This window comes from Streptomyces litmocidini (assembly GCF_014649755.1).
Classification (GTDB): Bacteria; Actinomycetota; Actinomycetes; order Streptomycetales; family Streptomycetaceae; genus Streptomyces; species Streptomyces litmocidini.
In genome coordinates this window covers 46,178-72,838 of sequence record NZ_BMTQ01000010.1, presented here as the reverse complement: position 1 = coordinate 72,838, position 26,661 = coordinate 46,178, and the positions used below count along the sequence as shown (strand labels likewise).

Here is a 26,661-nt window from a genome sequence, read left to right as displayed (position 1 = left end):
GTCGGAAAACCGGTGTGCCGGGGGGCCGGGACGACGTACTGTTCCCCGTCATGATCACTTCCGGCACCGACCTCCCTCCGCGTCTCGGCAGCCTCACCTTCCACGGCCCCCTCTCCGAGGCCCGCGCCACCCGGATGACCGAGCGGCTCGCCGTCGCCGGACCCGCCGACGTGCTCGACATCGGCTGCGGCTGGGGCGAGTCGCTCCTGCGCCTCCTGGAGGCGGCCCCCGCCGCCGAGGGGGTCGGGATCGACATCAACGCCGAGGACCTGGCCCGCGGCCGGGCGCTCGCCGAGCGGCGCGGGCTCGCGGACCGCGTCGCCTTCGTCGAGGAGTCGGCGCTCGGCACCGACCGGGGGCCCGTCGACGCGGTCCTCTGTCTCGGCGCCGGCCAGGCGCTCTGCGACCCCGAGCTGCCGTACGACGCGGCCGCCGTCCTGCGCGAGCTGCGCCGGCTCGTCCGGCCCGGCGGGCGGGTCGTGCTCGGCGAGGGCTTCTGGGAGCGCACGCCGACCGGGGCGGAACTCGCCGGGATGTGGCCCGGCGCGACCGTCGACGACCACTTCTCCCTCGGCGCCCTCGTCGACCTCGCCGTCGAGGCGGGGTTCCGGCCCGCGTGGATCGAGACGGCGAGCGCGGAGGAGTGGGAGGAGTTCGAGTCCGGCTACCGGTACGACACCGAGGTCTGGCTCGCCGCCCACCCCGACCACCCGCTCGCCGCCGAGACGCGCGAGCGCGTCGACCGGCAGCGTTCCAGCTGGCTGAACGGCTACCGGGGCGTCCTCGGCATCGCCTACCTCACCCTCGTCGCCGTGGTCTGAGGTCCACCGGGGACCGGTTCACCACTGCCGTCCACGGCCCAGCGCCGCACGGCCCGGGGCCGACAGGTGCAGCACCCGGAAGCGCTCGCCCTCGTCGGAGGGCGCCTCCGGGCCCTCCCACAGGGTGAACGAGAGCAGTTCCCAGTGGCGCGGGTCCACCGCCAGGGCGGAGGCCACCACCCCGTCCCGCCGCGCCTCGCGCGCGTGCCGGGCCACCGCCTCCGCCACGGCCCCGCCCGGCGGGACGCCCTCCCCGAGCGGGGTCCTCCGCCGCGTCGCGGCCCCCGGCGCCGAGGCGGTCGCCGGCCCCTCCTCGTACGACAGGCCCGCCCAGTGCTGCACCACCGGCCGGCCGAAGTCGTCGACGACGCCCTGGAAACCGGGGCCCCAGAGGAAGGAGTTCATGCCCTCGGGGGCGGCCCAGAGATAGAACGGCGCGTACTGGTTCACGGACGACCCGGCCTTCCGCTCCCGGACCAGATACGCCTTCAGGCCGAGCCCGGGGAAGGCGTCGAGCAGGTGCCCCCTGGTGGCCACCCGCTCGCGGATGATCTCCATGTCGTAGTCGGCGGGCAGGGTGATCTCGTACTGCAGCGCGTGCACGGGAATGCTCCGTTTCTCTGGACGCGGAGGGTCACACCGGGGCGTCGCCCGGGGCGAGCAGGGCGAGCAGTCCGCGTACGGCGGTGTCGAACGGGGCGCGCGAACCGGTCGCACGGGCCAGCACGTACCCGCCCTGCACGGTCGCGAGGACCGTCGCCGCGATCTCGACCGGATCGAGGGAGCCGTTCAACTCGCCGCTCTCCACGCCCTCTCGCACGACCTCGGCGATCCTGCCGCGCACCCGGCCGAGCACTTCCTCGACCGGCGCGCGCAGCTCCGGGTCCGCGATGACCTCGGGGTCCATGGTCAGCCGGCCCACCGGGCAGCCGCGCAGGACGTCGCGCTCGCGCCGCAGGTACGCCTCGATGCGGGCGTACGCCGAACCCCCGCCGCCGAGGACCGCCTCGGCCGCCGCGCCCAGCTCCCCGGCCGAGCGCCGGATGGCCGCGAGCGCCAGGTCCTGCTTGCCGGCGAAGTGGTGGTACATGCTGCCCTGACCCGCTCCCGCCGCCTGCTGGACGGCCTTGGGGCTGGTGCCGACGTAGCCGCGCTCCCACAGCAGTTCGCGGGTCGCCTCGATCAGCCGCTCGGGGGTGCTCATGCTCATGGCGGCACTGTACATACCAGTAGGTACAGAAGGGAAGCAGTGCCCGCGAGGCGGCGTACTCCCGGTGTCGTACGCCAGGAGCCGCTGCCCGGACGACGACCGGAACCCCCTCCCGGAGCGACTCTCGAACCAGAACCGGAGACCACCGAGGAGCTGAACCCCCATGAACGCACTCGCCTACGCGGGCCCCGGCCCGTGGGCCCTCTTCTTCCCCCTCGTCTGGGCCGCCGCCGTCGTCGGGATCGTCACCGTCGCCCGCCGCGCCGGCTGGCGCCGGGGCCGTCCGTGGCGCGGCCCCGGGCCGGACGAGCGCTCGCCCATCGCCCTGCTCGGCCACCGGTTCGCGGCCGGGGAGATCGACGAGGACGAGTACTGGCGGCGCCTGACCGTCCTGGAGGAGCAGTTCGGCCGCGCCGCGGACCCCAAGGGGCGCCGGATGTAGACCGCCGCCCCCGCCCTCGTCGGCCGCACCGACCCGTCCGCCCCCGGCGACCGGCGCCGACGCCAAGCGCGTACGCCCCTGATCGGCCCCCGGCCGCGCTGCGGCCGCCCGACCGGGTCACCGGTCGGGCGGCCACGGCGTCGGGGCACCCCTCAGAGGGCGCCCACCGGGGTGCGGACCGCGTGGGCCGGTGCGCTCAGCGGCTCCTCCGGCACGCTGATCGGCACCCCGGGGAGACGGCCGTACGAGGGGAAGGGGTCCTCCGCCAGGGAGAGGGGAACGGCCTGCGGCCGCGCCTCGAACGGGGCGGGGGGCGCGGGCGCCGTGAGGGTGAACCACACGACCTTGCCCTCGGCGCCGCACGGCCGGATGCCCCAGCTCTCGCTGACCGCCCTGACGATGCCGAGGCCCCGACCGGAGGTGGCGAGCGCCTCGGCGTCGTCCAGCAGACCGAAGGCGGCCGCCGGGCAGACCTCGGGGAGCCGGGGATCGTGGTCCCGGACGGAGACGGTGAGGCGGTCGAGCAGCAGCTCGATCTCGACCGTGCAGTCCTTGTCCGGCTGGGCGTGGCGGTGCACGTTCGTCAGGAGTTCGGTCACGCCCAGCACGGCCTGGTCTACCAAGGCGTCCAGCTGCCAGTGCCGGAGATGGGCGGAGATGATGCGGCGGACCTGTCCGATCCGCGACGGCAGGGCCTGAAGCTCCACCGCGTAGTACCTGCTCGGCTCGCTGATCACGGCTGCGACTCCCCGAAGTGGTCCGGAAGAAGACGAAGATTCGGATCTGTCTCTGCGGTACAGAAGGGGTGGCGACCTGATCGCAGCGTCACCACCGCTGAACCCTCGGTGAGGTGGATTCCAGCCTGGACCAGCCGTGACCGCCCCGCAACTCGCCGCGAACCCTCGCAGCTCAGGGCCGTCCGGCCGCCCTCTTCAGCGCCGCGAGGAAGCGCCCCGACACCTGGGACCCGCCGGCCCGCGCACGGTCGTCGTCCTGGAGCGTCAGCCGGTACCGCGTGCCGTTCACGGTCGCCACCGTCTCGTCCGCCTTCGCGAACCACGGCCGCCCCGCCCGCACCGCCGAGACCGGCGCGCTGTCGATCTCGCTGCCGTAACTCGTCAGGAGCGCCAGGCGGCCGTCCTCGATCCGCACCTCGCCCGCTCGCGTCAGCGAGCGCGGCCAGCGCGCGATCCGTACGCCCCTGGCGCTGAACTCGGGCTCCGCCATGCCGATCCGTTCCTTTCACCCGGTTGCCCCACCCAGTGTGCCGGGCCGTCGCCGTACGCACCAGTAGCCCTCCCGAAGACCGTCCACAAGGGAGGCCTATGGAACGTCAAAGGGAACGTTTGCCCAGGTGAGAGCGGTATTGTCGAGAAGGGGGAGACCCCTGAGGCGACACACGAATAGAGGGACGGATGAGCACCACCCACGAGAGTGCGGCCGCGGTCACGGTCGACGTCGACCGCAGCGACCCGGCGTACCGGTCCTGGCTGAAGGAGGCCGTGCGCAAGGTCCAGGCCGACGCCAACCGTTCCGCCGACACCCACCTGCTGCGCTTCCCCCTCCCCGAGAAGTGGGGCATCGACCTCTACCTCAAGGACGAGTCGACCCACCCCACCGGCAGCCTCAAGCACCGCCTCGCCCGCTCCCTCTTCCTCTACGGCCTCTGCAACGGCTGGATCCGCCCCGGCAAGCCCGTCATCGAGGCCTCCAGCGGCTCGACCGCCGTCTCCGAGGCGTACTTCGCGAAGCTCATCGGCGTCCCCTTCATCGCCGTCATGCCCCGCACGACCAGCCCCGAGAAGTGCCGGCTCATCGAGTTCCACGGCGGGCGGTGCCACTTCGTCGACGACTCGCGCACCATGTACGAGGAGGCCGCCGCCCTCGCCGAGCGCACCGGCGGCCACTACATGGACCAGTTCACCTACGCGGAGCGGGCCACCGACTGGCGCGGCAACAACAACATCGCCGAGTCGATGTACCAGCAGCTGCGCCTGGAGCGGTACCCGGAGCCCGCCTGGATCGTCGCCACCGCCGGCACCGGCGGCACCTCGGCCACCATCGCCCGCTACGTCCACTACATGCAGCACGACACCCGGATCTGTGTCGCCGACCCCGAGAACTCCTGCTTCTTCGACGGCTGGACCCACCAGGACCCGAACGCCACCGCCGACTGCGGCTCGCGCATCGAGGGCATCGGCCGCCCCCGCATGGAGCCCAGCTTCGTGCCCGGCGCCGTCGACCGCATGATGAAGGTCCCCGACGCGGCGAGCGTCGCCGCCGTCCGCGCCCTGGAGACCGCGATCGGCCGCAAGGCGGGCGGCTCCACCGGCACCGGACTGTGGAGCGCCTTCAAGATCATCGCCGAGATGGTCGCCCACGACCGCACCGGCAGCGTCGTCACCCTCATCTGCGACCCGGGCGAGCGGTACCTCGACAAGTACTACTCCGACGACTGGCTGGCCACGCAGGGCCTGGATATCGCCCCCTACTCCGCCGCTATCGAGCGGTTCCTGGCGACGGGGGCCTGGCCGGAGTGAGCCGCCGGTCCAGGCGGCGCGCCGCGTCCCGGAAGGACAAGCCCACGCCCGGCGCCGCGAGGCGCAGGGCGAGCCGGAACGCGGCGGCGCCGTCGGCGGCCATGGTCCAGCGCAGCCGGGTCCCGGTCCCGGTGGGGGAGAGGGCCCACTCCTCCGCCATGGCCGTCACGCCGGGCGCGTTCGTCGCGTCCACCCGGTAGGCGTAGCGGAGGTCGGGCTCGGAGGCCAGGATCGTCTCGTCGAAGGCGATCCCGCCGCGCAGCCGTATGGTCCGGCCCGCGCCGTCGCCGGTCGGGACGGCGGAGGCGACGGCCGTGAACCACGACGGCAGGCTCCCCACCTCCACGGCCACCGACCGGTAGACGGTCGACGGCGGTGCGGCGAGGGTCGCGGCGAAGACCAGGCGGACGGGCGCGGACGCGGTGAAGTCGAGCTCCACGGGGCGCAGTCGGCGTGCCATGGACCCTCCCGGGGTGGGCGTGGGTGGATGCAGCACCATAGCTGACGCACTGTCAACAGCACAGGGGGTACGGTGCGGTGCCCCTGCCCCACCCGCGTGGACCCGCCTCCGGCGGGGCGCCCGCCCCTCGCCCGTGCGGGGCCCGCGCCCTGCTGGGCGGCGTCCCCGCCCCCGCCCGTGTGGGCAATCGTCCCGCAGGGCGGGACGGGTGGGCACACGGGACGGCGCCCTGAGCGGCGCCTCCGCGTTCCGGGCCCGGACCCGCACCCGTGTGCCGGCAAGGGGCGCCGTTCCGTTGTGCCCACCCTCCCCCGAGCTCTCGGCTCCGCTCGAGCAGGGGGACCCCCCCTCGCCCCAGCGGAACGACCGCCCACAACGGGCGGGGCACCGCCCCGGCGGGTGCGGTCCGCAACGGGGCGGGCGCAGGGTCACGCCCCCCGCAGCAACCCGTCCACCGCCCGTCCGAACACCACCCGCCCCGCCAGGCGCAGCACCGGGTCGAAGACCCCCGGCACGCCCCGTACCGACAGCTCCTCCGTCCACAGCACCCGGCAGCCGCCCTCCGCCGTGGCCGTCACCTCGACGACCGCCCAGCCCCGCACCACCCGCCCGGACTTCTCCAGGCGGCAGACGCCGGGACGGCCGGCCGTGGGGGGCTCCCAGCGGACGACCTCCATCGGGTCGTCGAAGGACAGCCGGCCGATGCCCGTGCGGGCGACGAACCGGGTGCCCGCCCCGTACGGCCCCGGCGTCAGCACCCTCGTCCGGGTCAGCGGCACCCGGCGGCCGTGCGCCGGCCAGTCCGTCAGCCGGCGCCACACCTCCTCCGGCGCCGACGGCACCGTGCGCTCGACCCGGAAGAGGCTCACTCCTGTTCCTCGCCCGGCACCAGGAGACCCGGGACGTACTCCGTCACCTCGGCCCGTACTCCCGCGGGCAGACCGCTGTCCGTCACCCAGGTGTCGACCTCGTCGAGGGCCGCGAAGGAACTGAGGCCCACCGTCCCCCATTTGGTGTGGTCGGCGACCACCACGACCCGTCGCGCCGAGCGCATCAGGCACCGGTTGGTCTCGGCCTCCGCCAGGTTCGGCGTGGAGAGCCCGGCCTCCACCGACACGCCGTGCACACCGAGGAAGAGCAGGTCGAAGTGGAGCGAGCGGACCGCCCGGTCCGCCACCGGTCCCACCAGCGCGTCGGACGGCGTGCGGACCCCGCCGGTCAGGACGACCGTCGCCGCCCCGCGCCGGGCTTCGCCCCCGCCGCCGGCCTGCTGCGCCTCGTGGAACACGTCGGCGACCCGCACCGAGTTGGTGACCACCGTCAGGTCCGGCACGTCGAGCAGGTGCCGGGCCAGCGCGTAGGTCGTCGTCCCGCCGGACAGGGCGATCGCCGTGCCCGGCGCGACCAGGGCCGCCGCCGTGCGGGCGATCTCGTCCTTGGCGCTCGGTTCGAGCACCGACTTGGCCTCGAAGCCCGGCTCGTGGGTGCTCGCCTCGACCACCGGAACGGCCCCGCCGTGCACCTTGGCGACCATGCCCTGCCGGGCCAGCGCGTCCAGGTCGCGGCGGATCGTCATGTCCGAGACGTTCAGGCGACGGGTCAGTTCGTTGACCCGCACACCGCCACGCCGCCGTACCTCGTCGAGGATCAGGGCACGCCGCTGCTCCGCGAGGAGGTTCTGGTTGTCAGTCACCGCCGGGGCCGGTCCTTCCGCAGGAGACAAGGGGATGAGTGTCGGATTCGGTGAGAGGCCGTGCGCGGACGCACGGCCTTCCGCGATCCTGTTGCCGACGTCGCATCTTCCCACTCCGAGAGGGAGTCGCCTCAGTGTCCCTTGCCACAACCACCCCGGAGAGCGGGGGCGCGGCGCTCGAACTCCTCGTCCACGGAGTCGGCGGAGCCACCCCCGAGTCGATGCTCGACGACCCCAGGACCGTACGGGTCACCGGCGACCGGACCGCCGCCGTGTACCGGCGCGGCGAGGACCTCGACGCCGAGGAGCACCCCGAGCGGTACGCGGCGCGTCCCGTCCCGGAGGCGTACTGCTGGTCCAACATGACCTCCGGCGACGGCGCCCGCGCCCTGTGGCTGCTGCTCCTGCCCTTCATGGTGGCCAACCTGGCGCACTGGATGCGGCCGCCCGCCGAGGGCAGGCCGACGCTGGTGCGGCTCTACGGGGTCGTCGTCCGGCTCGTCGCCCTCACCCTCACCGTCCTGCTCACGGCCGCCGCCTGCGAGGTGGCGCTCGACCTGACGGCCTGGCAGTGCGCGGCCACCACCGCCTGCACCGACGCGTACTCCTGGCTCGGTTTCCTCTCCGCCGGGCGCGGCGGCTGGTGGTCGCTGCCGGGCCGCCGCCTCGCCCTCGCCGCGCTCGTGCCGACCGTGCTCGTCGGCCTGCTCTGGTACCTCTCCAACCGGACCTGGAGCGCGTACGAGGCGCAGCGCCCGCCCACCGGGTACGACGCCCCCGTCGCGGAGCCCGGGACCGACACGGAGGCGGCGGACGCCGCCGAGCCCGTCGGCCCCGTCGAGCTCCGTCCCGCGCTCGGCCGCCCCGGTTTCTGGTACGGCCGCCGGCTCGTCGCCCGTCTCCGGGCCGCCCACACCGCCGCCGGGTTCCTCACCGTCGCCGCCGCCCTCGTCACGGCCACCGTCCGCCACGACGCCGGTTCGCCCGGCCCGCGTCCGGTCCTCGGCCGGGTCCTCCAGGCGGCCGTCGTCGTCCTCGCGGTCGTCGTGGTCTGGGTCGTCTGCCGACGGGGCCGCAGCGAGAGCCGGCTCGACCTGCGGGTCGAACGGGCCCTCGTCTCCTGGCTGCCCGCCGCCGCCCTCGTCGTCCTCGTGCTCACCGCCGTGCACGCCGGCTGGTCCCGCCCCGGCTGGACCTCCTCCGGCACCCTCCCCGGCGACGCCGTCTTCGGCGCCCTCACCCTCGTCCAGGGCGGTCTGGTCGTCGCCCTCGGCGTCGTCGCCCTGCTCCTCCAGCGGTCCCACCGGGACCCCCGCACCGCATTGCGCGGACTCGGCGGGCCGGCGGTCGCCATGCTGGCCTGCGCGCTCGCCGGGGTCATGTCCGGGGGCGTGGCGCAGCGGGTCGCCGACTGGCTCGACGGCCCGGCCACCCCCGGCATGGGCGACCGCGGCCCCAGGATCGGTCCGCCGGTCCTCCTCAGCTGGCAGGCCTCGGTGATCCCCGTCCTGCTCCTGCTCCTCCTCGCCCCCGCCGCCCTCCTCGCCGTACGGACCCTCCTGGACGCCAGGCGCCTGCGCTCCGCCGTCGAGGCCGACTACGCCGCCGCCGCCGAACGCGACCCGGTGCGTACGGGACAGATCGCGGCCGGCCGGGCCCGCGCCTCGCTCACCGACTCCGCGCCCGTCCTCGTCGGCGTCGTCTCCGGCGCGACCCTGCTCCTCGGGGCCGTCTCCGTCGTCGGAGCCTGGACCAGCGGCAACGTGCCGGGCCGGGCCTTCGACGGGGCCCACCCGGCGATCGCCTCCCTCGCCTCCGTCACCCAGGCCCTCGGCTCCTGGATGATCGGCTTCGGCTTCCTGCTCTTCGTCACCTGGGGCCGCCGCGCCTACAAGGACGCCTCCGCCCGCCGCACCATCGGCATCCTCTGGGACGTCGGCACCTTCTGGCCCCGCGCCGCCCACCCCTTCGCCCCGCCCTGCTACGCCGAGCGGGCGGTCCCCGACCTCACCTGGCGGATGAGCTCCTGGACCCGGAGCACCGGCGGCCGGCTCGTCATCTCCGGGCACTCCCAGGGCAGCGTCCTCGCCGCGGCCGCCGTCTGGCAGCTGCAGCCCGCCACCCGGCGCCGGGTCGCCCTGCTCACCTACGGCTCGCCGCTGGAGCGGCTCTACGGCCGCTGGTTCCCCGCCTACTTCGGCCCCGAGGCGCTGCGCGCCCTGAACCGCACGGTGCACTGCTGGAGCAATCTGTACCGGGCCACCGACCCCATCGGCGGCCCCGTCCGGGTCCCCGCCGAGGACGGCCGTCCGGCCGTGGACGCGGCGGTGCTGCTCGACCCCGTGGCGTACGGCCGCACCCGCCGGCACCCGCTGCCCGAACCGATCCTCGGCCACTCCGACTACCAGGCCGACCCGGCGTTCGCCCGGTGCCGCTCCGGACTCCTCGACCGGCTCCCGCCGGCCTTCCCGCTCCAGCGGACCGAATCGCCGCTGGATCAGGGGATGTCGGGGATGTCCTCGGGATAGAGCAGGGTCAGGTCGTCCGTGCTCGCCTCGGCGAGCGCGGCGACCCGGCCCGCGTGTCGCTCCACCATCGACTCGAAGGTCCCCCGCGCCGTGCGGCCGTTGCCGAACGCCGGGCCCTTGGGAAGCTTCTCGAAGTACGCGAGCAGCGCCTCGTCCGTGCCCGGCGCCAGCCGGTACTCGTGCTCGTCCGCCTGCTGGCCGACGATCCGCAGCAGCTCCTCCGGCGCGTAGTCGCCGAAGGTGATGGTCCGGGAGAAACGGGAGGCCACACCGGGGTTGACGGTGAGGAAGCGCTCCATCTCCGCCGTGTACCCGGCGACGATGACCACCACCGCGTCCCGGTGGTCCTCCATCAGCTTCACCAGCGTGTCGATCGCCTCACGGCCGAAGTCCCGCCCCGAGTCCTCCGGCGACAGCGCGTACGCCTCGTCGACGAAGAGGACGCCGCCGCGTGCCCGGTCGAAGGCCTCCTGCGTGCGGATCGCCGTCGAGCCGATGTGCTCGCCGACCAGGTCCACCCGGGAGACCTCCACCAGGTGCCCGCGCTCCAGGACCCCGAGCGAGGCGAGGATCTCGCCGTACAGCCGGGCCACCGTCGTCTTGCCCGTGCCCGGATTGCCGGTGAAGACCAGGTGGCGGCGGACCGAGGCCGCTTTGAGGCCCGCCTCCTGACGCCTGCGCCCCACCTCGATCATGTTGGTGAGGGTCCGCACCTCCAGCTTGACGCTCTCCAGGCCCACCAGGGCGTCCAGTTCGCCGAGCACGTCGTGCGAGGATCGGGCCTCCGGAGCGGGCTCCGGCGCGGCCACCGGCGTGCGCGGCGCGGGCACCGTGCCGAGCAGCCCCGCCGGCTGCGTGGCCGTCAGGACCGTGCCGCCGTCGGGCACGGAGGAGCGGACCGCGCTCTCGTCGCTGGTGCAGTCCTCCGCGCTCGCGCCCTCCTCGGGGAACTCGTAACCGCCGCGCGCACAGCGCTCCGTGCGGCACTTGCGCAGGATCGTCCGGCAGCCGTCCGTGACGTGGAAGCCGTATCCGCCGCTGCCCGTCACCCGGCAGCCGTGGAAGGAGCCGCGGCCCTCCGCCGAGACGTAGAAACCGGCTTCGGCGGGCGAGGTGACCACGCACCGGTCGATCGTGGGGTCGGCGCCCTTGGTGACGATGACCCCGGTCTGCACGGAGTCGATGGTGCAGCCGCCGAGGGTGCCGCCGCTGCCGTGGTCCCGGAACCAGGCGCCCGTGGACGCCTCCCGGATCCGGCAGTCGTCGAGCTGGGCGGTGGCGCCGTCGCTCACCGACACCGCCGTGTTCCGCACCTGCGACAGATCGCTGTCGACGACGTCCACGCGCGAGCCCCGGTCGAGGACGAACAGCGCGTCCGGCACGTCGTGCACCCGGCAGGCGTCGAGGACGGCGGTCGCCCCGTCGCTGACCCACACGGCCGGGTAGTCGCCCGTGCTGTCGTGGATCTCGCACTGGTTGGCGTCCACCCGCGTCCCCGGGTCCCACACCGACAGGCCGTTGCGCCCGAAGCGGCGGACGGTCGAGCGGGTCAGCGTCAGGACCGAGCGCGAGCGCAGGTCGACCGCGTTCTCCGGCACGTCGTGGATGTCGCAGTCCGAGAGCGTGAGCACCGCGTCCGTGTCCAGCGTGATGCCGTCCGCCGAGGTGCGGTGCACCGAGGAGTCGGTGAGGTGAGCGGTGGCGCGGGCCGCGATCTGCAGACCGGCGCCCTTGATCTCGTACACCTCGCAGCCGACGCCCTCCAGGCCGCTGCCCTCGCCGGTCACGGCGATCCCCGCGCCGGAGGCGTGGTGCACCCGGCAGCGCTCCAGGCGCGGATGCGCCCCGCCGCGCACCGAGACCCCGGCCTGCCCGGCGGAGACCACCTCGCACTCCTCGAACACCCCGCCGGCGCCGTCGAGCACGGCGATGCCGATCCCGGCCGGATTGTCGACCGTGCAGCGGCGGACCGTCGGCCGGGCGGCGCCCCGCACCTCGATCCCGGCGGCCGAGCGGGTCATGATCCGCAGGTCGAGCAGTTCGGGCGTGCCGTCCTCGACGAGCAGCGCGGGCGCGGCCACGTCCTGCCCCTCGATGTGCAGGTCCTGCACGGTGACGGAGGCGCGCAGGGTCAGCGGCACCCCGTCCGGGGGCGCGATCCGCACGGAGCCGATCCCGCCTTCGGGGCCGCGCAGGGTGACGGCCCGCCGGACCACGAGGTTCTCCCGGTAGGTGCCGGGTGCGACGGTGAGGACGTCCCCGTCGCCCGCGGCCTCCAGGGCGGCGGCGAGGGAGGGGTACTCACCCGTGCGGCGCCGCCACCGCGATGTGCCGGTGTGCGTCACCTGGACCGTGCCCTGTGCCATGGGTGTGTCCTGCCCCCGCCTCATGCCTCGCCGCTGATCCGATGCCCCACCGTAGCGCGCGCGGCGCCGCCGGGTTGACGGGTCGCCGACCCGCGTGCGCACGGGAGGCCGGCCGCTGCCGGACACGCGTCACCGCCGGTCCGGGCCGGTCCGGAGCGGTCGGGCTCGGTCGCGGAGCGGTCGAACTCGAACGCGGCGCGTGGGGGAGGGCCGTGCCGGCCGGGGCGGGCGGACCGGTCGGCGAACGGGCCGCCCGCCGGTGTCAGCTGCCCGTGCCCGTACGGCCCCAGTCCGGGCCCGCGGCCGCCCACGCGCGGTCGAGGCGCGCGTACCGCCGCAGCACCAGTCTGCGGACGGCGAGACGGCGGACGAGCTCCACCAGCGAACCGACGAGAAGAGCGGCCGTCAGGCCGGCGAGGGCCGCGTGCGCGCGCGCCGTGCCCGGCTGCATCGGCGGCGCCGCCGGGCGTCCGTCCCGGTCGGTCCAGAGCCGGAAGGCGGCGCCGGGCGCGGAGTGCCGCCGGGCCGTCACCACCGTCCCCGTGCGCACCGAACCGTCCGGCGCGGTCCAGCGGGCCACCACCGAGCGCCGCAGCCGCTCCTCCCCGGTGGCCTCGACGGACCGGGAGCCGCTCGCGGGGCCGTGGGCGAGCCGTACCACCCGGGCCGTCGTCGGCAGCCGCTGCGCCTGCTGCGCGCGTGCCGCGCGCGACAGCGAGCCGTACGCGGAGGTGCCGGCCGCCCAGCCGGTCAGCGGCACCGCGGTACAGAGCAGGAGGACCGCCACGAGGGCGATCCACGCCTCGACGAGATCGGTGGTCCGGCGCAGGGGATTGTGCCGCCAGCGCCAGAGTCCGGTGGCTGCACGCACGTCTGGACCCCCTGGTTGTACGACGCCTCGTTGTTCACCTTCCTCCAACGAGTGTGCCCCCGGGGCGGGTTCCCCGCCCGTCGGGCCGGTGGAGCGGGGTGCGCGTGCCGGGCCTCAGTCCAGGATCTTCACGGAGTCGCCCACCCGGACGGTGCCGGTGTGCTCGGGGACGAGGTTCTGGCCGAAGAGGACCCGGCCGTCGTGCGTGCGGTGCCGGGCGAGCGTCCGCAGCGGCTCCTTGCCCCGCTCGGCCGTGAACTGGTCCGTCGTGGTGACGACGCAGCGCCCGCAGGGCCGGGCGACGCGGAAGGTGACCTCTCCGACGGCGATCCGCTTCCAGCCGTCCTCCGCCCAGGGGGCGGTGCCCTCGATCACCAGGTTCGGCCGGAACCGGTTCATCGGCAGGGGGCCCTCGTCGGCGTGGTCGCCCTGGGCTATCAGGGAGTTGAGGGCGTCGAGCGAGGCGGTGGTGGTGACGAGCAGCGGATAGCCGTCCGCGAAGCTCACGGTCTCGCCGGGCAGCGCGTAGTCCGGGTCGACCGGACGCCGGTGCTCGGGCGCGTCCATGTGCACGAGGCGCACGTCGCTCTCCAGGTACGCCGAGAGCCAGGCGGCCGCGGCGGGGTCGGCCGGGACCGCCTCCACGAACTTGTCGAAGATCTCCATCGTGACGGTGGTCGAGGGGTGCGGCACCTCGACCGTCAGCGTCGGCCGGCCGGGAGCGGACAGGGAGACCCCGCCGTCCGGCAGCGGCTCCGCCGTGGCCAACGCCATCCGGGGGTGACGGCGTTGGGTCACGACCTTGTTCGCGGAGTCGAGGACGGCCCAGCGGCGGTCCCGGGCCAGCCCCCAGGGCTGCACCTCGGCCTCCGTGCGGGACAGCGCGCGCATGGCTTTCACGGGATGGACGTGGACGGAGCGGAGCACAGGAGTGGGCATGTCCCCATCCTGCCAGCCGCCCCGGCCCCCACGTCGGGCGTTGCGCGCGGCCGGTCAGTAACCCCCGCCCTGGTAGGGCCGGTTGTACGGGTCGTCGTACGGCGCGGGGGCCGGTACCGGCGCGGGCCGGGGGGCCGCCGGACGCATCGCCTCGTACCCGGCGGCGGCCGGACGGGGCTGCTGCGGGTACGGGCCGCCCGGGTAGCCGCGCGGGGCCGCCGCCTGCTGCGGGATGTACGGGGCGGGGGCGTGCTGCAGCGGGACGGGGGCCATCTGGGGCGAGGGCTGCGGGTAGCCGTAGCCGCCGCCGTAGGCCGGGGCGGACTGCGGGACGGGCGCCGCCGGGAGGGCGGGCAGTGCCGAGGGGAGCGCCGGCAGATGGGAACCGCTTCCGGAGAAGCTGCTGCCGGTGTCGTAGGCGGCGGGCACTCGGATCGGGGCGATCTGAGGCGTGCCCCGCTCCGCGACCAGGGAGTCGTAGATCGGGGTGTCCGGGAAGGACGGCGCGGTGTGGTAACCGCCTCCATAGGTGGAGCGGGGGGAGGTCATGGCACATAAGTTAAGCCCACGATGTGCTGGTTGGGGAGCCCCCATCTTGGGGTTATCCGTTTTACGCTGGTTTTGTCGGCCTGACCTGCCGAAACGTTGTTAAAGGCTGCGTTAACGGGGAGAGATTTTCGCCCAATGGACGCACGGTCGGCGAGGGGCGGCGGGCGGCCCGGAAGGACGGCCTCGCCCCGCTGGCCAGGGCGGATGACTTCGATCTTGAACGCCCCGAACTCAGGATTGTCGAGCTATTACCGACCGTAACCGCAACTTGATCGGCATCCCGCCGATAGCGCGCTCCGTGACGATCCGGCTACCGGCGCGGGGGATGGTGCCGACCGGTTCTGAAAAAGGGCGCACGGATAGCCCTGGCGTACGGAGGGGGCGGCTCGGCCGACGCCGAATCCGATGAGCGCCTTACGGCGAACCGGAGTCACGCGAACCGCAGGGCCGAGAGGGGGTTTCGCGGGCCCCGGTGGCCGTCGGGGCGGCGCCCTGGCCGCGCGGCCCGCCCCTCGGTCCGCTCCCCTCGCGATGTCCCGTGGCGGTGGACCACGGTGACGCCGGAAAGCGTAACGGATGATTCGACAGCAGGGTTGTGGAGGCGTCATGTAATGCATGATACTCCTCAGTGTGCCGCACCTCGCGGCGTACCGGATCGAGCACTGACCTGAGGGGCGCGCGTGGTTTCGCATCGCACGGAGCATGACCTGATCGGTGACAGACGTGTACCGGCCGACTCCTACTACGGGATCCACACCTTGCGTGCGCTCGAGAACTTCCCGCTCTCCGGCATCCCGATGTCCGCCCATCCTGAGCTCGTCGACGCCCTCGCCTGCGTGAAGGAGGCGGCCGCCCTGGCGCACGGCGACCTGGGCACGCTGCCGAGGAGCCGGGTCGATGCCGTGGTGGCCGCCTGCCGGGAGATCCGCGCAGGGAGGCTTCACGAGCATTTCGTGGTGGACGTCCTCCAGGGAGGTGCCGGCACCTCGGCCAACATGAACGCCAACGAGGTGATCGCCAACCGCGCTCTCGAACTGCTCGGACACGCCAAGGGCGACTACGAGCAGCTGCACCCGAACGACGACGTCAACCGGGCGCAGAGCACGAACGACGTCTACCCGACAGCGGTCAAGCTCGCTCTCGTCACGTCTGCGGGCCGTCTGATGGACGGGATGACGATCCTCGCGAACGCGTTCGTCGAGCGCGGCGGAGCCTTCGCCAAGACCGTGAAGCTGGGCCGGACGCAGCTCCAGGACGCGGTTCCGATGACGCTCGGCCAGGAGTTCGACGCCTTCGCCCTCACCGTTCAGGACGACGCCCTGCTCGTGAAGCGGGCATCGCAAGCCCTGTGCGAGGTCAACCTGGGTGGTACCGCGATCGGAACCGGCCTCAACACCGATCCGGGTTTCACCCGGGCGGTCGTCGATCACCTTGCCGTCGTGGCGTCGATCCAGGTGCGTGCGGCACGTGACGCGGTGGAGAGCACGCAGGGCATGGGCGGCTTCCTGCAGCTTTCCGGCGCTCTCAGGCAGTTCGCCCTGCGCCTGTCGAAGATCTGCAACGACCTGCGCCTTCTCGCCTCAGGACCCCGCGCAGGCCTGGGAGAGATACGGCTTCCCCCGATGCAGGCGGGGTCGAGCATCATGCCGGGGAAGGTCAACCCGGTGGTGCCGGAGGCCGTGAACCAGGTCTGCTTCGACGTGATCGGCGCTGACGCCGCGGTTTCTGCCGCCGCTCAGGCGGGTCAGTTGCAGCTGAACGCCTTCGAGCCGCTGATCGCTCACCACCTGCTCAACTCGCTCAACCGCCTGGAGGCCGCCTGCCGCATCCTCGCCGAGCGCTGCGTGCGGGGCATCGTGGCGAACGAACAGCGCCTTCGAGACCTGGTCGAGGGGTCCGCCGGTCTCGCCACGGCGCTCAACCCGGTCATCGGCTACCAGAAGGCGACGCAGCTGGCCGGGGACTGCATCGTGACGGGTCGACCGGTCCGCGAACTCGCGGCGAGCAGCGGGGCGTTCCTGCCGGGAGAGCTCGACGGGCTCCTCGACCCGTGGCGCCTCGCCCACCCGGAACGCTGAGGGCGGCAACAGCCGGCTGGGGCCGCGGAGTGCGGTCCGCGGCCCCAGCCCACGCCTTGGGAGGGATCGTCCTGCGGGAGCACCGGTGCGGTGGCGCTCAGCCCTTGGTCATGGTGCAGGTGTACCCCGAGGTCCCCGATCCGCTGTACGCCTCGACCTCGATGTAGTACGTACCCGCGCCGGTGGTGGTCCGGGTGAAGCCGAGGGCTTCGCCGACGCCGGCGCCGTTGTTCACGGAGCGCTCGAGCGTGCTCCCCGTGGAGTCCAGCCAGTAGAGGTCGGCGTCGTAGGCGGCGGGCACGGAGCAGTTGACGGAGGCGGTCTGTCCGCCGTCGAGGCTGACCTTGAAGTAGTCGCGGTCGGTGGTGGACTTCATGCTGCCGGTGACGGAACCGGTGGAGGGCAGCGCGGTGGCGTCGTCGGCGGTGTCCCGGGTGTCGTTCGGCTCGCTCTCGGCGACGGCGCTGCCGCTCTGGGCGGAGCAGTCGGTGACCGGCGTCCCGTTGTAGAGGTTGGCGTCGGCGACGCCGTTGGTGACGCTGCGGAGGTAGTAGCCACAGGTGGGACGGTTCTTGAAGTCGAAGGTCGAGCCGGGCGTCAGGCGCCAGATCTTGTAGCCGGAGTAGGTGAGCGGCTTGCGGTCGACGGCCTGTTCGGGCTGGTGGTCGGCGAGGACGACGTAGGCGTCCTTGCCGTACTGCGTGGCCATTCCGTTGCGGTCGACGAACAGCGAGCCGCCGCCTTCCTCGACGCCGACGCCCCAGGCGGCGCCCCCGGGTGCGAGGCCGTCCTTCACCGCGCGGGCGAGGAAGGACATGGTGCGGCCCATGCGGTCGCGGGTGACGAAGTGGGAGTCGTTGATGACCCCACCGTAATTCGGCCAGTCGAACATGCCGGTGGTGAAGCTGATGTACCGGTCGTAGGGGTTGGCCAGCGCCTCGGCGCTGGTGACGCTGCCGTTACAGGCGTCGTAGACGATCGGGCTGTTGATGTGGTGGCCGGCGCTGCCGCCTCCTGAGCCGCCGCCCTTCGCGACCACGGATTCGACGGAGACCTCCAGCGCGGTCCCCTTCCAGGCGGCGTAGCGGCACTGGTCGCCGCCGGCGAAGTAGACGAACTCGGCGTTGCGGACGTCGGTGTTCACCTGGCTGTTGTTGCCGTCGCTGGCGGCCGTGAGGGTCCAGGTCGTACAGGAGTTGACACCGGTCAAGCCCATCACGGCGTCGCACTCGGGCGTCTTGCTTCCGGACGTCGGTGCCGAGCCGGCGAGGACGACGACGTCGATGCTCCCGGTCCCTCCACGGATGTCGTCGATGGCGCGTGTCATCGACGCGGGCACGATCGCGCCCGCGCCGTTCATGGTGAAGGCCGGTCCGTTCCAGGACGGGCGGCTGACGTCGGAGGCGCTTCCGAGCCGGATGCGGTTCGCAGCCGCGTGCGCCGGCTGCTGGGCCGTGAAGGTGAGGGTCAGGGCGAGCAGGGCGAACGCCGCGGATGCGGCCTTGCGTGAGTGACGAGACGTCATCGATGACTCCTGGACGAGGGGTTGACGCCCCTCGGTCGTGGCGACCGGTGGGGTGGTAGCGGAACTTACAAGCCAAGTCTTGAAACGGGAAGATGTACGGCAGGTATCTGAGGTTTTCTCGTCGACGACGCGAGAAAGTGCCGCATCGAAAGGGTGCAAACCATCCCTTACCTGACGCTCCTGTGGCGCGTTACGGGAACGTAATGTGAAGTACATCTAGTCAACTGCTGCGCGGATATGTAACTTCCTGGGTGTGGCCGACGGCCTGATTCCATCGTCGGCAGAGTTCCCCCTGAGAGGTTCGACCGCGATGAACGCTCGTCTCGCGCGCCATGCAGCGACCGCTGCTCTGGCTGCCACGGCTCTTGCGACGCTTTCCGCCTGTGGAGACCCCGACGCCCCCGCCGCCGGGGCCGACGAGGCCACCGTCGTCGGCGTGGTGATCAAGAAGGACCAGGCCCTCCACGACCTGCTGCCGGCCAAGATCAAGGAGGCCGGGAAGGTGCGCGTCGCGACCGACGTCCCGTACCCGCCCTTCGAGATGTACGTGAAGGAGGGGGAGACCGAACTGACCGGCCTGGACTACGACCTGGGCCAGGCGCTGGGCGCGAAGCTCGGCGTCGTGTTCGCCTTCGCCCCGCAGAAGTTCGACGGCATCGTGCCGGCCATCCAGGCCGGCAAGTTCGACGCGGCGATGTCGGCCATCACGGACAACAAGGACCGGCAGAAGGTCGTCGACTTCGTCGACTACTCCCAGTCCGGCTCCGGCGTTCTCGTCGTCGACGGCAACCCCGGCAAGATCACGACGCTCGACGACCTGTGCGGGAAGAAGGTCGCGGTCCAGGCCGCGACCCATCAGCTCGACCTGCTGAAGAAGCATCAGGACGCCTGCGGAAAGGCGGGCAAGGGGAAGATCGACATCCAGACCTTCCCCAAGGACTCCGACGCGCAGCTCGCCCTGCGCTCCGGCAAGGTCGTCGCCCAGGTGCTGACCAAGCCCGCCGCCGGCTGGGTGGCCAAGACCGCCGACGCGGGCAAGGCCTTCGATCTGGTCGAGGACCCGGCCGCGTCCGGCGGCTACGACGCCACGCCCAACGGCATCGCGATCAGCAAGCAGCAGCCCGAGCTGACGGACGCGATCCAGAAGGCCCTGCAGTCCCTGATGGACGACGGCACCCTTCTCAAGATCTACAACAAGTACGGCGTCGGCTCCATCCTCGTGAAGGAAGCCACCAAGAACGCGTCGGTGGACTGAGCATGATCGACACCAAGTCCCCCGCCGACCGCACGACCACCGGCGCGACGAGCATCCGTGACCTGGAGATCGTCCCCGTCCGCAACTACGGCCGCTGGATCGCGGCGGCGGCCTCACTGCTGGCGCTCGTGGGCCTCGTCGGATCCCTCGCCAAGAACGACAACCTGCACTGGGACGTCGTCGGCGACTACCTCTTCGCCGACCTCATCTTCGACGGTCTGACCACGACGCTCTGGCTGACCGCCGCCGCCATGCTCCTCGGTCTGGCGCTGGGAACCCTGATCGCCGTCATGCGGCTCTCCTCCAGCCCCGTCCTGTACGGCCTGGCCAACGCCTTCGTCTGGGTCTTCCGCGGCACCCCCCTGCTCGTGCAGATCATCTTCTGGGGATACGCCGCGGCGCTCTACAAGTACGTGAAGATCGGCGTCCCCTTCACCGACATCACGTTCTTCCAGGCCGAGACCAACGCCCTGCTGACCCCGGCGATCGCGGCCCTGCTCGCCCTCGGACTGAACGAGGCCGCCTACGCCTCGGAGATCGTCCGCGCCGGCATCCAGTCCGTCGACCCCGGTCAGGCGGAGGCCGCCCACTCGCTGGGCATGCGGCCCGCGCTCACCATGCGCCGGATCGTGCTGCCCCAGGCCATGCGCGTGATCATCCCGCCGATGGGCAACGAGACCATCAACATGCTCAAGATGACCGCCCTGGTCTCGGTCATCTCCGCCCACGACCTGATGTCCAACATCCAGGACGTGTACGCCCAGAACTACCAGGTCATCCCCATGCTGGTCGTCGCCAGCATCTGGTACCTGGCCCTCGTCACCCTCCTCAGCGTGCCCCAGGCATGGCTGGAACGGCGCTACGGACGCGGCACCACCCGCGCCGGACACGTCTCCCCGTTCCGGCGCCTGCTCGGGGGAACCGTGGAGCGGCTCGGCAAGAACAGCAAGGAGCAGAACCGATGAGCACCCCCATGGTGCGCGCCGAAGGCGTCCGCAAGCACTTCGGGAGGCTCGAAGTGCTCAAGGGCATCGACCTCACCGTGGAACGCGGCCAGGTCTGTTGCCTTCTCGGCCCCTCCGGCTCGGGCAAGTCCACCTTCCTGCGCTGCATCAACCACCTGGAGAAGGTCGACGGCGGCCGGCTCGCCGTCGACGGAGAACTCGTCGGCTACCGCCAGCAGGGCGACAAGCTCCACGAGCTGCGCGAGCGCGAGGTCGCCGAACGCCGCCGGGACATCGGCATGGTCTTCCAGCGGTTCAACCTGTTCCCGCACATGACGGCCCTCGAGAACGTCACGGAAGCCCCCGTGAAGGTGGGGTCGGTCTCCAAGAGCGACGCCCGTGAGCAGGCGCAGGAGCTGTTGGCACGGGTCGGGCTCGGCGACCGCGCCCATCACTACCCCGCCCAGCTCTCCGGAGGGCAGCAGCAGCGCGTGGCGATCGCCCGGGCGCTGGCCATGAAGCCGAAGCTGATGCTCTTCGACGAGCCGACCTCCGCTCTCGACCCCGAGCTCGTCGGGGACGTCCTGGACGTCATGCGACAGCTCGCGGCCGACGGCATGACCATGGTCGTCGTCACCCACGAGATCGGCTTCGCCCGCGAGGTCGGCGACACCGCCGTCTTCATGGACGAAGGAGTCGTCGTCGAAGCCGGCGATCCCCGCCAGGTGCTCGTCGACCCGGAGCAGGAGCGCACCCGCGCCTTCCTGTCCAAGGTCCTGTGAGCGCCCCCACCCGCCGGCAGCTGGCCGAAGAACTGCTCGACCTGGCCCAGGCCCGACACTCCCGGTACCTCGACGACCTCGAGACCCTCGTCTCCATCGACTCCGGTTCCTATTCGCCCGACGGCGTCAACCAAGTCGCCGACTGGCTCCAGAACCGGCTGACCCGCCTCGGCTTCTCCGTCGAGCGCATTCCGTTCCCCCCGCACGACGGCCACCGGTCGGGCGATGCCCTCGTCGCGCGCAAGAAGGGCGGCCTCACCGAAGCCGACGGTGGTCGCAAGGTCCTGCTCGCGGGGCACATGGACACCGTCTTCGAGGACGGAACGGCGGCCGAGCGTCCCTTCGCCCTCCACGGGGCCATCGCCGTCGGCCCGGGGGTCAGCGACGACAAGGGAGGCCTGCTCGCGGGCCTCACCGCCCTGGAGATACTCGACGAGTACGGCGCCGACGCCTACGACGAGCTGGTGTTCCTCGCCACCCCGGACGAGGAGATCGGCTCCCCCGCCAGCCGGGGTGTCATCGAGCGCACCGCCCGCGGCATGCACTACGGGATCGGCCTCGAATGCGCCCGCGAGAACGGTGACCTGGTCATCGCCCGCAAGGGCGTGGCCGACTTCCGCCTGACCGTCACCGGCCGGGCCGCCCATGCCGGGATCGAACCGGAGCGCGGCGCCAACGCCGCACTGGCCGCCGCGCACCTGATCGTTCAGCTTCAGGCACTCAACGGCCACTGGGACGACGTCACCGTCAACGTGGGCGTCGTGCGCGCCGGGACCCGCGCCAACATCGTCTGCCCCGAGGCCGAACTGCGCGTCGAAGTCCGGGCGGCGACCAGCGCCGACGTCCGACGCGTCAGGCAGGCCATCCAGGACGCCGCCGACCACCCCGTCGTGCCCGGTACCACCGTCACCGTCGAGCAGCTCGACCTGTGCCCGCCCATGGAGGACACCCCCGCCTCCCGTCGCATGCTCGAGGCGGCTCGGGGCGCAGCCGGTGCCGTCGGAATCGAACTGGGCGCCGCCGCCACCGGCGGCGTCGGCGACGCGAATCTGATCGCCGGCACGGGAGTGCCCACTCTGGACGGCCTGGGGCCCATCGGAGGCGCCGACCACACCCCGAAGGAATGGCTCGACGTCACCAGCGTTCCCCACCGCATCGCCGTCCTGGCCGCCCTCGTCGCCGCACTCGGCCATGCGAGGAACAGCAGCAGCTAGCCCCGCTCCTCACAGATCGTCCCCGTGGTTCCGCGGCAGAGCTCCCGTCACTGCCGCCTGAACAGGCCGGGGCCGCCGGACCGAAAGGATCCGGCGGCCCCGCACATTCACCCGAAGAAGTATGGAGGCACCATGCGCGCGCAGCTCGGCACCACACGCCGCAATCTTCTCGCCGGCAGCATCGCCCTCGCCCTTCTGACCGGCGCCGCCCCGGCCGCGCAGGCGATCTCCTCCGGCCACCGGCTCCCCGGCGGGTCGCTCGTCCTCGTCGGCGGTGGCCTGAAGGAGAACAACACCGAGGTCTACGGGGAGATCATCAAGCGGGCGGGCGGGCCGAACGCCCGCATCGGCGTCATCACCGCGGCCTCCGTGCCCGAGAGCCAGGATCCCCACGCCGGTGATCCCGACCTCTGCAACAACTCCGCCTGCAACGGGGCCTACTACGCCGACCTCTTCGAGCGCCACGGCGCCGCGGACGCCCAGTGGATCCCCCTCGACGTCGACCACGTGGCCGACGCCGACTCGGACGCCGTCGTCGCGCAGGTCGAGTCCATGACCGGCTTCTTCTTCGGCGGAGGCGACCAGTACCGCTACGTCACCACCCTCCTGCGCGGAGACGGACACGAGGACTCCAAGGTCCTGGCCGCCATCCGCGCCAAGCTCGCCCACGGGGCCGTGGTGTCCGGATCCTCCGCGGGTGCCCAGATCGTCTCCGGCCCCGACATGGTCAGCGGCGGCGAATCCTACGAGGCCCTCCGGGACGGCAGCGCACCCGGCTACTTCGACGACCCCACCCGGCTCGGATACATCCCCCAAGGCGGGTTCGGCTTCCTCCGCTCCGGACTCGTCGACACCCACACCGGTGCCTACGGGCGCGAGGGCCGGGCGCTGCGCCTCGCCTCCGACACCGGCCACGACCGCGTCTACGCCCTCGAGGAGAACACCGCCCTGGTCGTCGACCGGCCCGGCACCAGCCGCGAGCACATGACCGTCCTGGGCCCGAACGGCGTCGCCGTCCTCGACCTGCGCGACGCCCGCGCACAGGACTCCGCGAACGGCTGGTCCCTCCGCCGCGCCCGCTACACCTACCTCACCGGTGGCGACCAGTACGACGCCCGTACCTGGACGCCCCGGCCCGCCCCCGGCAAGCGGCCCCTGACACCCGGCAGCACGACGCCGGTCCCCGTCAACGACGACGTCTTCCACTCGGCCGCCCATCCCGACGGCACCCCCTATTCCTTCCGCACCACCGCCCGCGCGCTCGCCGCCACCCGCGCGCAGAACACCGCGACGGCCACCACCTTCGAGACCGGACCGCGGTTCACCGTCACCCTCACCAAGCCTCGTGGATTCACCGCGCTCACCGGCGACGGCACCACCGCCCAGACCCTGATCGGTCTGCGCGTCGACATCGCGCCGCAGTAGCCACCGCGCGAGCGGGACCGGCCGGCACTCCACGAGCCGGTCCCGCCCACCGCCCGAACCGGACCGCCCGCGACGGCACGGACACCTCGACGAGCGGACCAGCCACCATGACGACCACCTCGCCGGCCGACGACATCCGCCACGGACTCGGCACCCTCACTCCCGCAGAACGCAAAGTCGCCCACGTCCTCCTGGCCGCCTACCCTTCTGCCGGACTGGAGACCGTCGCCACCGTCGCCGACCGCGCAGCCGTCAGCGCCCCCACCGTCCTCCGATTCGTGGGCCGCCTCGGATACAAGGGGTTCCCCGACTTCCAGGCCGCGCTGCGTCGCGAGCTCGGCGCCCGCAACGCCTCGCCCCTCGTCCTGTACGAGGCCGCGGAGCCGACCTCCCGCACGAGCTCGGCCGACGGTCTGCTGAAGCGCAGCACCGCACTGTTCGGCGACGCCCTCGCCCAGACCCTCGGCGAGATCCCACCCCACGACCTGCAGACCGCGGTCACCCTGCTCGCCGACCGCAAACGCCGCATCGTTCTCGCCGGCGGCAGGTTCACCCATCTCATCGCCCGCTACCTGGGGCTGCACCTCATGCAACTGCGCGACGACGTCCACCTCCTCTCCGACAGGGACGTCGAACGCACCGCCACCCTCGCGGCGATCAACAGACGCGACGTAGTGGTGATCTTCGACTACCGGCGATACGAGAACGACAAGCTCACCATCGCACGGCTCACCCAGGAGAACGGAGGGAAAGTCATCGTCTTCACCGACACCTGGCTCTCCCCCGCCACCCCCCATGCCGCTGTCGTGCTGTCCAGCCGAGGAGACGCTCCCTCTCCGTACGACAGCCTCGTTCCCACGCTCGCCGTCGTGGAGACCCTCGTCGCGGGTGTCGTCTCCTGCCTCGCCGACCGGGCGCATCGGCGTATGAAGCACGGCGAGGAGACCGCGCGCCGCATCGACCTGGTCTGAACCGCACCCGGCGACGCCGGTGCCGCTCACCCACTCGCGCCCCTGTACCCGCACCGTCCCCCATCCCCAGAAGGAGAGCCGTCCCATGCCCGCCCGCCACAGAACCGCAGCCGTCTCCCTCGCCGCCCTGGCGCTGTTCGCGTCCGGATGCGGCACGGAGTCCGGAGCCTCGTCCCCGGCCGAGCCCCGGACGGCCGGCCCCGTCACCGTCCTGCCCGGCCTCACCATCGAGCCGGATCCCCGGCTCCACGCCAAGCTCCCCGAAACCGTCCGGGCCGCGGGCACCGTCCGCGTCGCCACCGACGTCCCCTATCCCCCCTTCGAGATGTACACGAAGGAGGGCAGCACCCGGATCACCGGAATCGACTACGACCTGGGCCAGGCCATCGGGGCCCGCCTCGGCGTCGAGTTCGAGTTCAAGGCGCAGAAGTTCGACGGCATCCTCCCCGCCGTGCAGGCCGGGAAGTTCGACGCCGTCATGTCGGCCATGACGGACAAGAAGGCCAGGCAGAAGTCCGTGGACTTCGTCGACTACCTCAACGCCGGCCCCGGCTGGCTCGTCAAGAAGGGCAACCCCGAGAAGATCGCCGTGGTGACGGACGTCTGCGGCAAGCCCGTCGGGGTCCAGACCGGAACGAACCACCAGAAGCTCCTGCAGCAGCGTCAGGAGCTCTGCAAGGCGAAGGGCCTGCCGCCCATCGAGATCCTGGCCTTCTCGAAGGACTCGGAGGCACAACTCGCCCTGCGCAGCGGCAAGGTCATCGCCGACTACCTCGACGAGGTCACGGCCGCGTACGTCGCCTCCACCGCTGACGGCGGCACGTCGTTCTCCACGGTGACAGGACGTCAGGCGGTGGGGGAGTACAGCGCCTCCCCGATGGGGATCGGGGTGTCCAAGGACCACCCGGGCCTCAAGGAGGCCGTCCGGGCGGCCCTGCAGTCCCTCATGGACGACGGCTCGTACCGCAGGATCCTCATGAAGTACCAGGTCCCCGGGATCGGGATCGCGGAGGCGACCGTCAACGGGGCCCTCGACTGACCCTTGCCGGGGAACCCCTCCGCGCGTCCCCCCTCGCGCGCGGAGGATGCGGAGGCCGGGCCCTCGTGGGCGGCCGGGGCCCGGTCCCGGGAGGGCCGTCTACAGGAGGCCGGTGCGGCGGGCGATCCTCTCGGCCTCCTTCATCCGCTCGTGGCCGGTGCCGCCGATCCGGTCGAGGACGGCGGCGACGAGGGACTCGACGATCGCCAGGGCCGGCGTCAGGCTGTCGTAGGGGGAGTCCGAGGAGACCTGGGTGATGAGGACCACGTCCGCGTGGGCGGCGGCGGGGGAGAGCCAGGGGTCCGTGAACACGATGACCTTGCCGCCCCGCTCCCGGGCCAGTTCGGCGATGAGCGTCTTGTCGGCCTCGTACCGCCGGTAGTCGAACAGCACGGTGACGTCGCGCCGGGCGAGCTGCGTGAGGAAGGAGGTCCGCTCGACGTCCTTGTGCGGCAGGAGACTCACCTGATCGCGGAACTGCATCAGGTGCAGGCCGAGGTACTCGGCCAGAAGGTGCGTGAACCTTCCTCCCGCCAGGTGCACCCGGCGCCGGGGGTCGCCGAGGAGGCTCACCGCCTCCTCGAACTCGTGCGGGGCGACCTCCTCGAAGGTCTGGGACACCGCCTGCTGCACGAGGGCCGAGCGCTCGCCGAGAGGGGTGGCCGCGGAGCCCGGGGGGACCGTCGCCTCCCGCTCCGAGGTCTCCGCGGCCGTGTAGAGGGTGATCGGCGAGGCGTTGCGGGCGTCGAGCTCCGAGCGGAGGGCCGCCTGTAGATCGGGGAAGCCCTTGAAGCCCAGCCGCGACGCGCACCGCAGCACCGTGGGCGCCGACACGCCGGCCCGTTCCGCGATCGTGGCGACCGTCTCGAAGACCGCGGCGGGGTAGCCGGCCAGCAGGACCCGCGCGACCTTGCGTTCGGCGGGGCTCAGCTCTCCGAGCCGACCGCGGATCTCGTCGGCCAGCGTGGGACTCATGGATTTCCCTTCCGCGGCGGGACACCACCGAAGA

General features: G+C 72.5%; 25 protein-coding genes. 12 read left to right on the top strand and 13 right to left on the bottom strand.

The window, feature by feature from the left end; genetic code table 11:
* Positions 1–50: 50 nt before the first annotated feature.
* Positions 51–821 carry a cyclopropane-fatty-acyl-phospholipid synthase family protein gene (locus IE180_RS21620; protein ID WP_190158574.1) on the top strand — a complete coding sequence of 257 codons (771 nt, stop codon included), beginning with the start codon at positions 51–53 and terminating at the stop codon, positions 819–821.
* Positions 822–839: 18 nt separating this feature from the next.
* Here the strand turns inward: IE180_RS21620 and IE180_RS21615 are convergent, their stop codons facing one another.
* Together IE180_RS21615 and IE180_RS21610 are read right to left on the bottom strand one after the other, a co-directional pair.
* Positions 840–1,424, bottom strand: coding sequence for a DUF4865 family protein (locus IE180_RS21615; RefSeq protein ID WP_190158573.1), 585 nt, complete (start codon positions 1,422–1,424; stop codon positions 840–842).
* Between the two features lie 31 nt (positions 1,425–1,455).
* The gene (locus IE180_RS21610) at positions 1,456–2,046 is read right to left on the bottom strand and encodes a TetR/AcrR family transcriptional regulator (protein ID WP_190158572.1); all 591 of its coding nucleotides are present in this window, start codon (positions 2,044–2,046) and stop codon (positions 1,456–1,458) included.
* 148 nt (positions 2,047–2,194) lie between these two features.
* On the opposite strand from IE180_RS21610, the gene IE180_RS21605 reads away from it, so the two are divergent.
* Positions 2,195–2,473: an SHOCT domain-containing protein gene (locus IE180_RS21605; protein WP_190158571.1), complete on the top strand. Its 279-nt coding sequence runs from the start codon at positions 2,195–2,197 to the stop codon at positions 2,471–2,473.
* A gap of 152 nt (positions 2,474–2,625) precedes the next feature.
* On the opposite strand, the gene IE180_RS21600 is transcribed toward IE180_RS21605, so the two are convergent.
* Together IE180_RS21600 and IE180_RS21595 are read right to left on the bottom strand one after the other, a co-directional pair.
* The gene (locus IE180_RS21600) at positions 2,626–3,210 is read right to left on the bottom strand and encodes an ATP-binding protein (RefSeq protein WP_190158570.1); all 585 of its coding nucleotides are present in this window, start codon (positions 3,208–3,210) and stop codon (positions 2,626–2,628) included.
* Between the two features lie 172 nt (positions 3,211–3,382).
* Positions 3,383–3,700, bottom strand: coding sequence for a hypothetical protein (locus IE180_RS21595; RefSeq protein WP_190158569.1), 318 nt, complete (start codon positions 3,698–3,700; stop codon positions 3,383–3,385).
* 188 nt (positions 3,701–3,888) lie between these two features.
* On the opposite strand from IE180_RS21595, the gene cds1 reads away from it, so the two are divergent.
* The gene (gene cds1, locus IE180_RS21590; protein WP_190158568.1) at positions 3,889–5,013 is read left to right on the top strand and encodes an L-cysteine desulfhydrase Cds1; all 1,125 of its coding nucleotides are present in this window, start codon (positions 3,889–3,891) and stop codon (positions 5,011–5,013) included.
* Here cds1 and IE180_RS21585 read toward each other — a convergent pair.
* The 3 genes from IE180_RS21585 to IE180_RS21575 all read right to left on the bottom strand — a co-directional run bounded on the left by IE180_RS21585 (position 4,973) and on the right by IE180_RS21575 (position 7,166).
* Positions 4,973–5,473 (bottom strand): SRPBCC family protein, encoded by a 501-nt coding sequence (locus tag IE180_RS21585; protein WP_190158567.1) that lies wholly within the window; start codon positions 5,471–5,473, stop codon positions 4,973–4,975. The genes cds1 and IE180_RS21585 overlap by 41 nt on opposite strands.
* Before the next feature lie 428 nt (positions 5,474–5,901).
* Positions 5,902–6,342 (bottom strand): SRPBCC family protein, encoded by a 441-nt coding sequence (locus IE180_RS21580; protein WP_190158566.1) that lies wholly within the window; start codon positions 6,340–6,342, stop codon positions 5,902–5,904.
* Positions 6,339–7,166: a DeoR/GlpR family DNA-binding transcription regulator gene (locus tag IE180_RS21575; protein ID WP_190158565.1), complete on the bottom strand. Its 828-nt coding sequence runs from the start codon at positions 7,164–7,166 to the stop codon at positions 6,339–6,341. The genes IE180_RS21580 and IE180_RS21575 overlap by 4 nt, the downstream gene beginning before the upstream one ends.
* A 134-nt stretch (positions 7,167–7,300) precedes the next feature.
* On the opposite strand from IE180_RS21575, the gene IE180_RS21570 reads away from it, so the two are divergent.
* Complete coding sequence (locus tag IE180_RS21570) at positions 7,301–9,694, top strand: hypothetical protein (RefSeq protein WP_190158564.1); 2,394 nt, start codon at positions 7,301–7,303, stop codon at positions 9,692–9,694.
* Here IE180_RS21570 and IE180_RS21565 read toward each other — a convergent pair.
* The 4 genes from IE180_RS21565 to IE180_RS21550 all read right to left on the bottom strand — a co-directional run bounded on the left by IE180_RS21565 (position 9,664) and on the right by IE180_RS21550 (position 14,419).
* On the bottom strand, positions 9,664–12,060 hold the full coding sequence (locus IE180_RS21565; protein ID WP_190158563.1) for a right-handed parallel beta-helix repeat-containing protein: 2,397 nt from the start codon (positions 12,058–12,060) through the stop codon (positions 9,664–9,666). The genes IE180_RS21570 and IE180_RS21565 overlap by 31 nt on opposite strands.
* A gap of 262 nt (positions 12,061–12,322) precedes the next feature.
* Positions 12,323–12,931 (bottom strand): Rv1733c family protein, encoded by a 609-nt coding sequence (locus tag IE180_RS21560; RefSeq protein ID WP_190158562.1) that lies wholly within the window; start codon positions 12,929–12,931, stop codon positions 12,323–12,325.
* Positions 12,932–13,045: 114 nt separating this feature from the next.
* Positions 13,046–13,870: an MOSC domain-containing protein gene (locus IE180_RS21555; protein ID WP_190158561.1), complete on the bottom strand. Its 825-nt coding sequence runs from the start codon at positions 13,868–13,870 to the stop codon at positions 13,046–13,048.
* A gap of 54 nt (positions 13,871–13,924) precedes the next feature.
* Complete coding sequence (locus IE180_RS21550) at positions 13,925–14,419, bottom strand: DUF6643 family protein (protein WP_190158560.1); 495 nt, start codon at positions 14,417–14,419, stop codon at positions 13,925–13,927.
* A gap of 680 nt (positions 14,420–15,099) precedes the next feature.
* On the opposite strand from IE180_RS21550, the gene IE180_RS21545 reads away from it, so the two are divergent.
* On the top strand, positions 15,100–16,497 hold the full coding sequence (locus IE180_RS21545) for an aspartate ammonia-lyase (RefSeq protein WP_190158559.1): 1,398 nt from the start codon (positions 15,100–15,102) through the stop codon (positions 16,495–16,497).
* A gap of 97 nt (positions 16,498–16,594) precedes the next feature.
* On the opposite strand, the gene IE180_RS21540 is transcribed toward IE180_RS21545, so the two are convergent.
* Entirely contained in the window at positions 16,595–18,022 is a 1,428-nt protein-coding gene (locus IE180_RS21540) for a pre-peptidase C-terminal domain-containing protein (protein WP_229860728.1), read from the bottom strand.
* A gap of 310 nt (positions 18,023–18,332) precedes the next feature.
* On the opposite strand from IE180_RS21540, the gene IE180_RS21535 reads away from it, so the two are divergent.
* The 7 genes from IE180_RS21535 to IE180_RS21505 all read left to right on the top strand — a co-directional run bounded on the left by IE180_RS21535 (position 18,333) and on the right by IE180_RS21505 (position 25,652).
* The gene (locus tag IE180_RS21535) at positions 18,333–19,277 is read left to right on the top strand and encodes an ABC transporter substrate-binding protein (RefSeq protein WP_190158558.1); all 945 of its coding nucleotides are present in this window, start codon (positions 18,333–18,335) and stop codon (positions 19,275–19,277) included.
* Between the two features lie 2 nt (positions 19,278–19,279).
* Entirely contained in the window at positions 19,280–20,242 is a 963-nt protein-coding gene (locus tag IE180_RS21530) for an amino acid ABC transporter permease (protein ID WP_190158557.1), read from the top strand.
* Positions 20,239–21,003 (top strand): amino acid ABC transporter ATP-binding protein, encoded by a 765-nt coding sequence (locus tag IE180_RS21525; RefSeq protein ID WP_308434431.1) that lies wholly within the window; start codon positions 20,239–20,241, stop codon positions 21,001–21,003. Before IE180_RS21530 ends, IE180_RS21525 begins: the two co-directional genes overlap by 4 nt.
* Positions 21,000–22,217 carry a M20 family metallopeptidase gene (locus tag IE180_RS21520; RefSeq protein WP_190158556.1) on the top strand — a complete coding sequence of 406 codons (1,218 nt, stop codon included), beginning with the start codon at positions 21,000–21,002 and terminating at the stop codon, positions 22,215–22,217. Before IE180_RS21525 ends, IE180_RS21520 begins: the two co-directional genes overlap by 4 nt.
* A 132-nt stretch (positions 22,218–22,349) precedes the next feature.
* Positions 22,350–23,642: a cyanophycinase gene (locus IE180_RS21515; RefSeq protein ID WP_190158555.1), complete on the top strand. Its 1,293-nt coding sequence runs from the start codon at positions 22,350–22,352 to the stop codon at positions 23,640–23,642.
* A gap of 107 nt (positions 23,643–23,749) precedes the next feature.
* On the top strand, positions 23,750–24,613 hold the full coding sequence (locus tag IE180_RS21510) for a MurR/RpiR family transcriptional regulator (protein ID WP_190158554.1): 864 nt from the start codon (positions 23,750–23,752) through the stop codon (positions 24,611–24,613).
* An 85-nt stretch (positions 24,614–24,698) separates the two neighbouring features.
* Entirely contained in the window at positions 24,699–25,652 is a 954-nt protein-coding gene (locus IE180_RS21505) for an ABC transporter substrate-binding protein (RefSeq protein WP_190158553.1), read from the top strand.
* Between the two features lie 99 nt (positions 25,653–25,751).
* Here the strand turns inward: IE180_RS21505 and IE180_RS21500 are convergent, their stop codons facing one another.
* On the bottom strand, positions 25,752–26,627 hold the full coding sequence (locus IE180_RS21500) for a MurR/RpiR family transcriptional regulator (RefSeq protein ID WP_190158552.1): 876 nt from the start codon (positions 26,625–26,627) through the stop codon (positions 25,752–25,754).
* Positions 26,628–26,661: the final 34 nt, after the last annotated feature.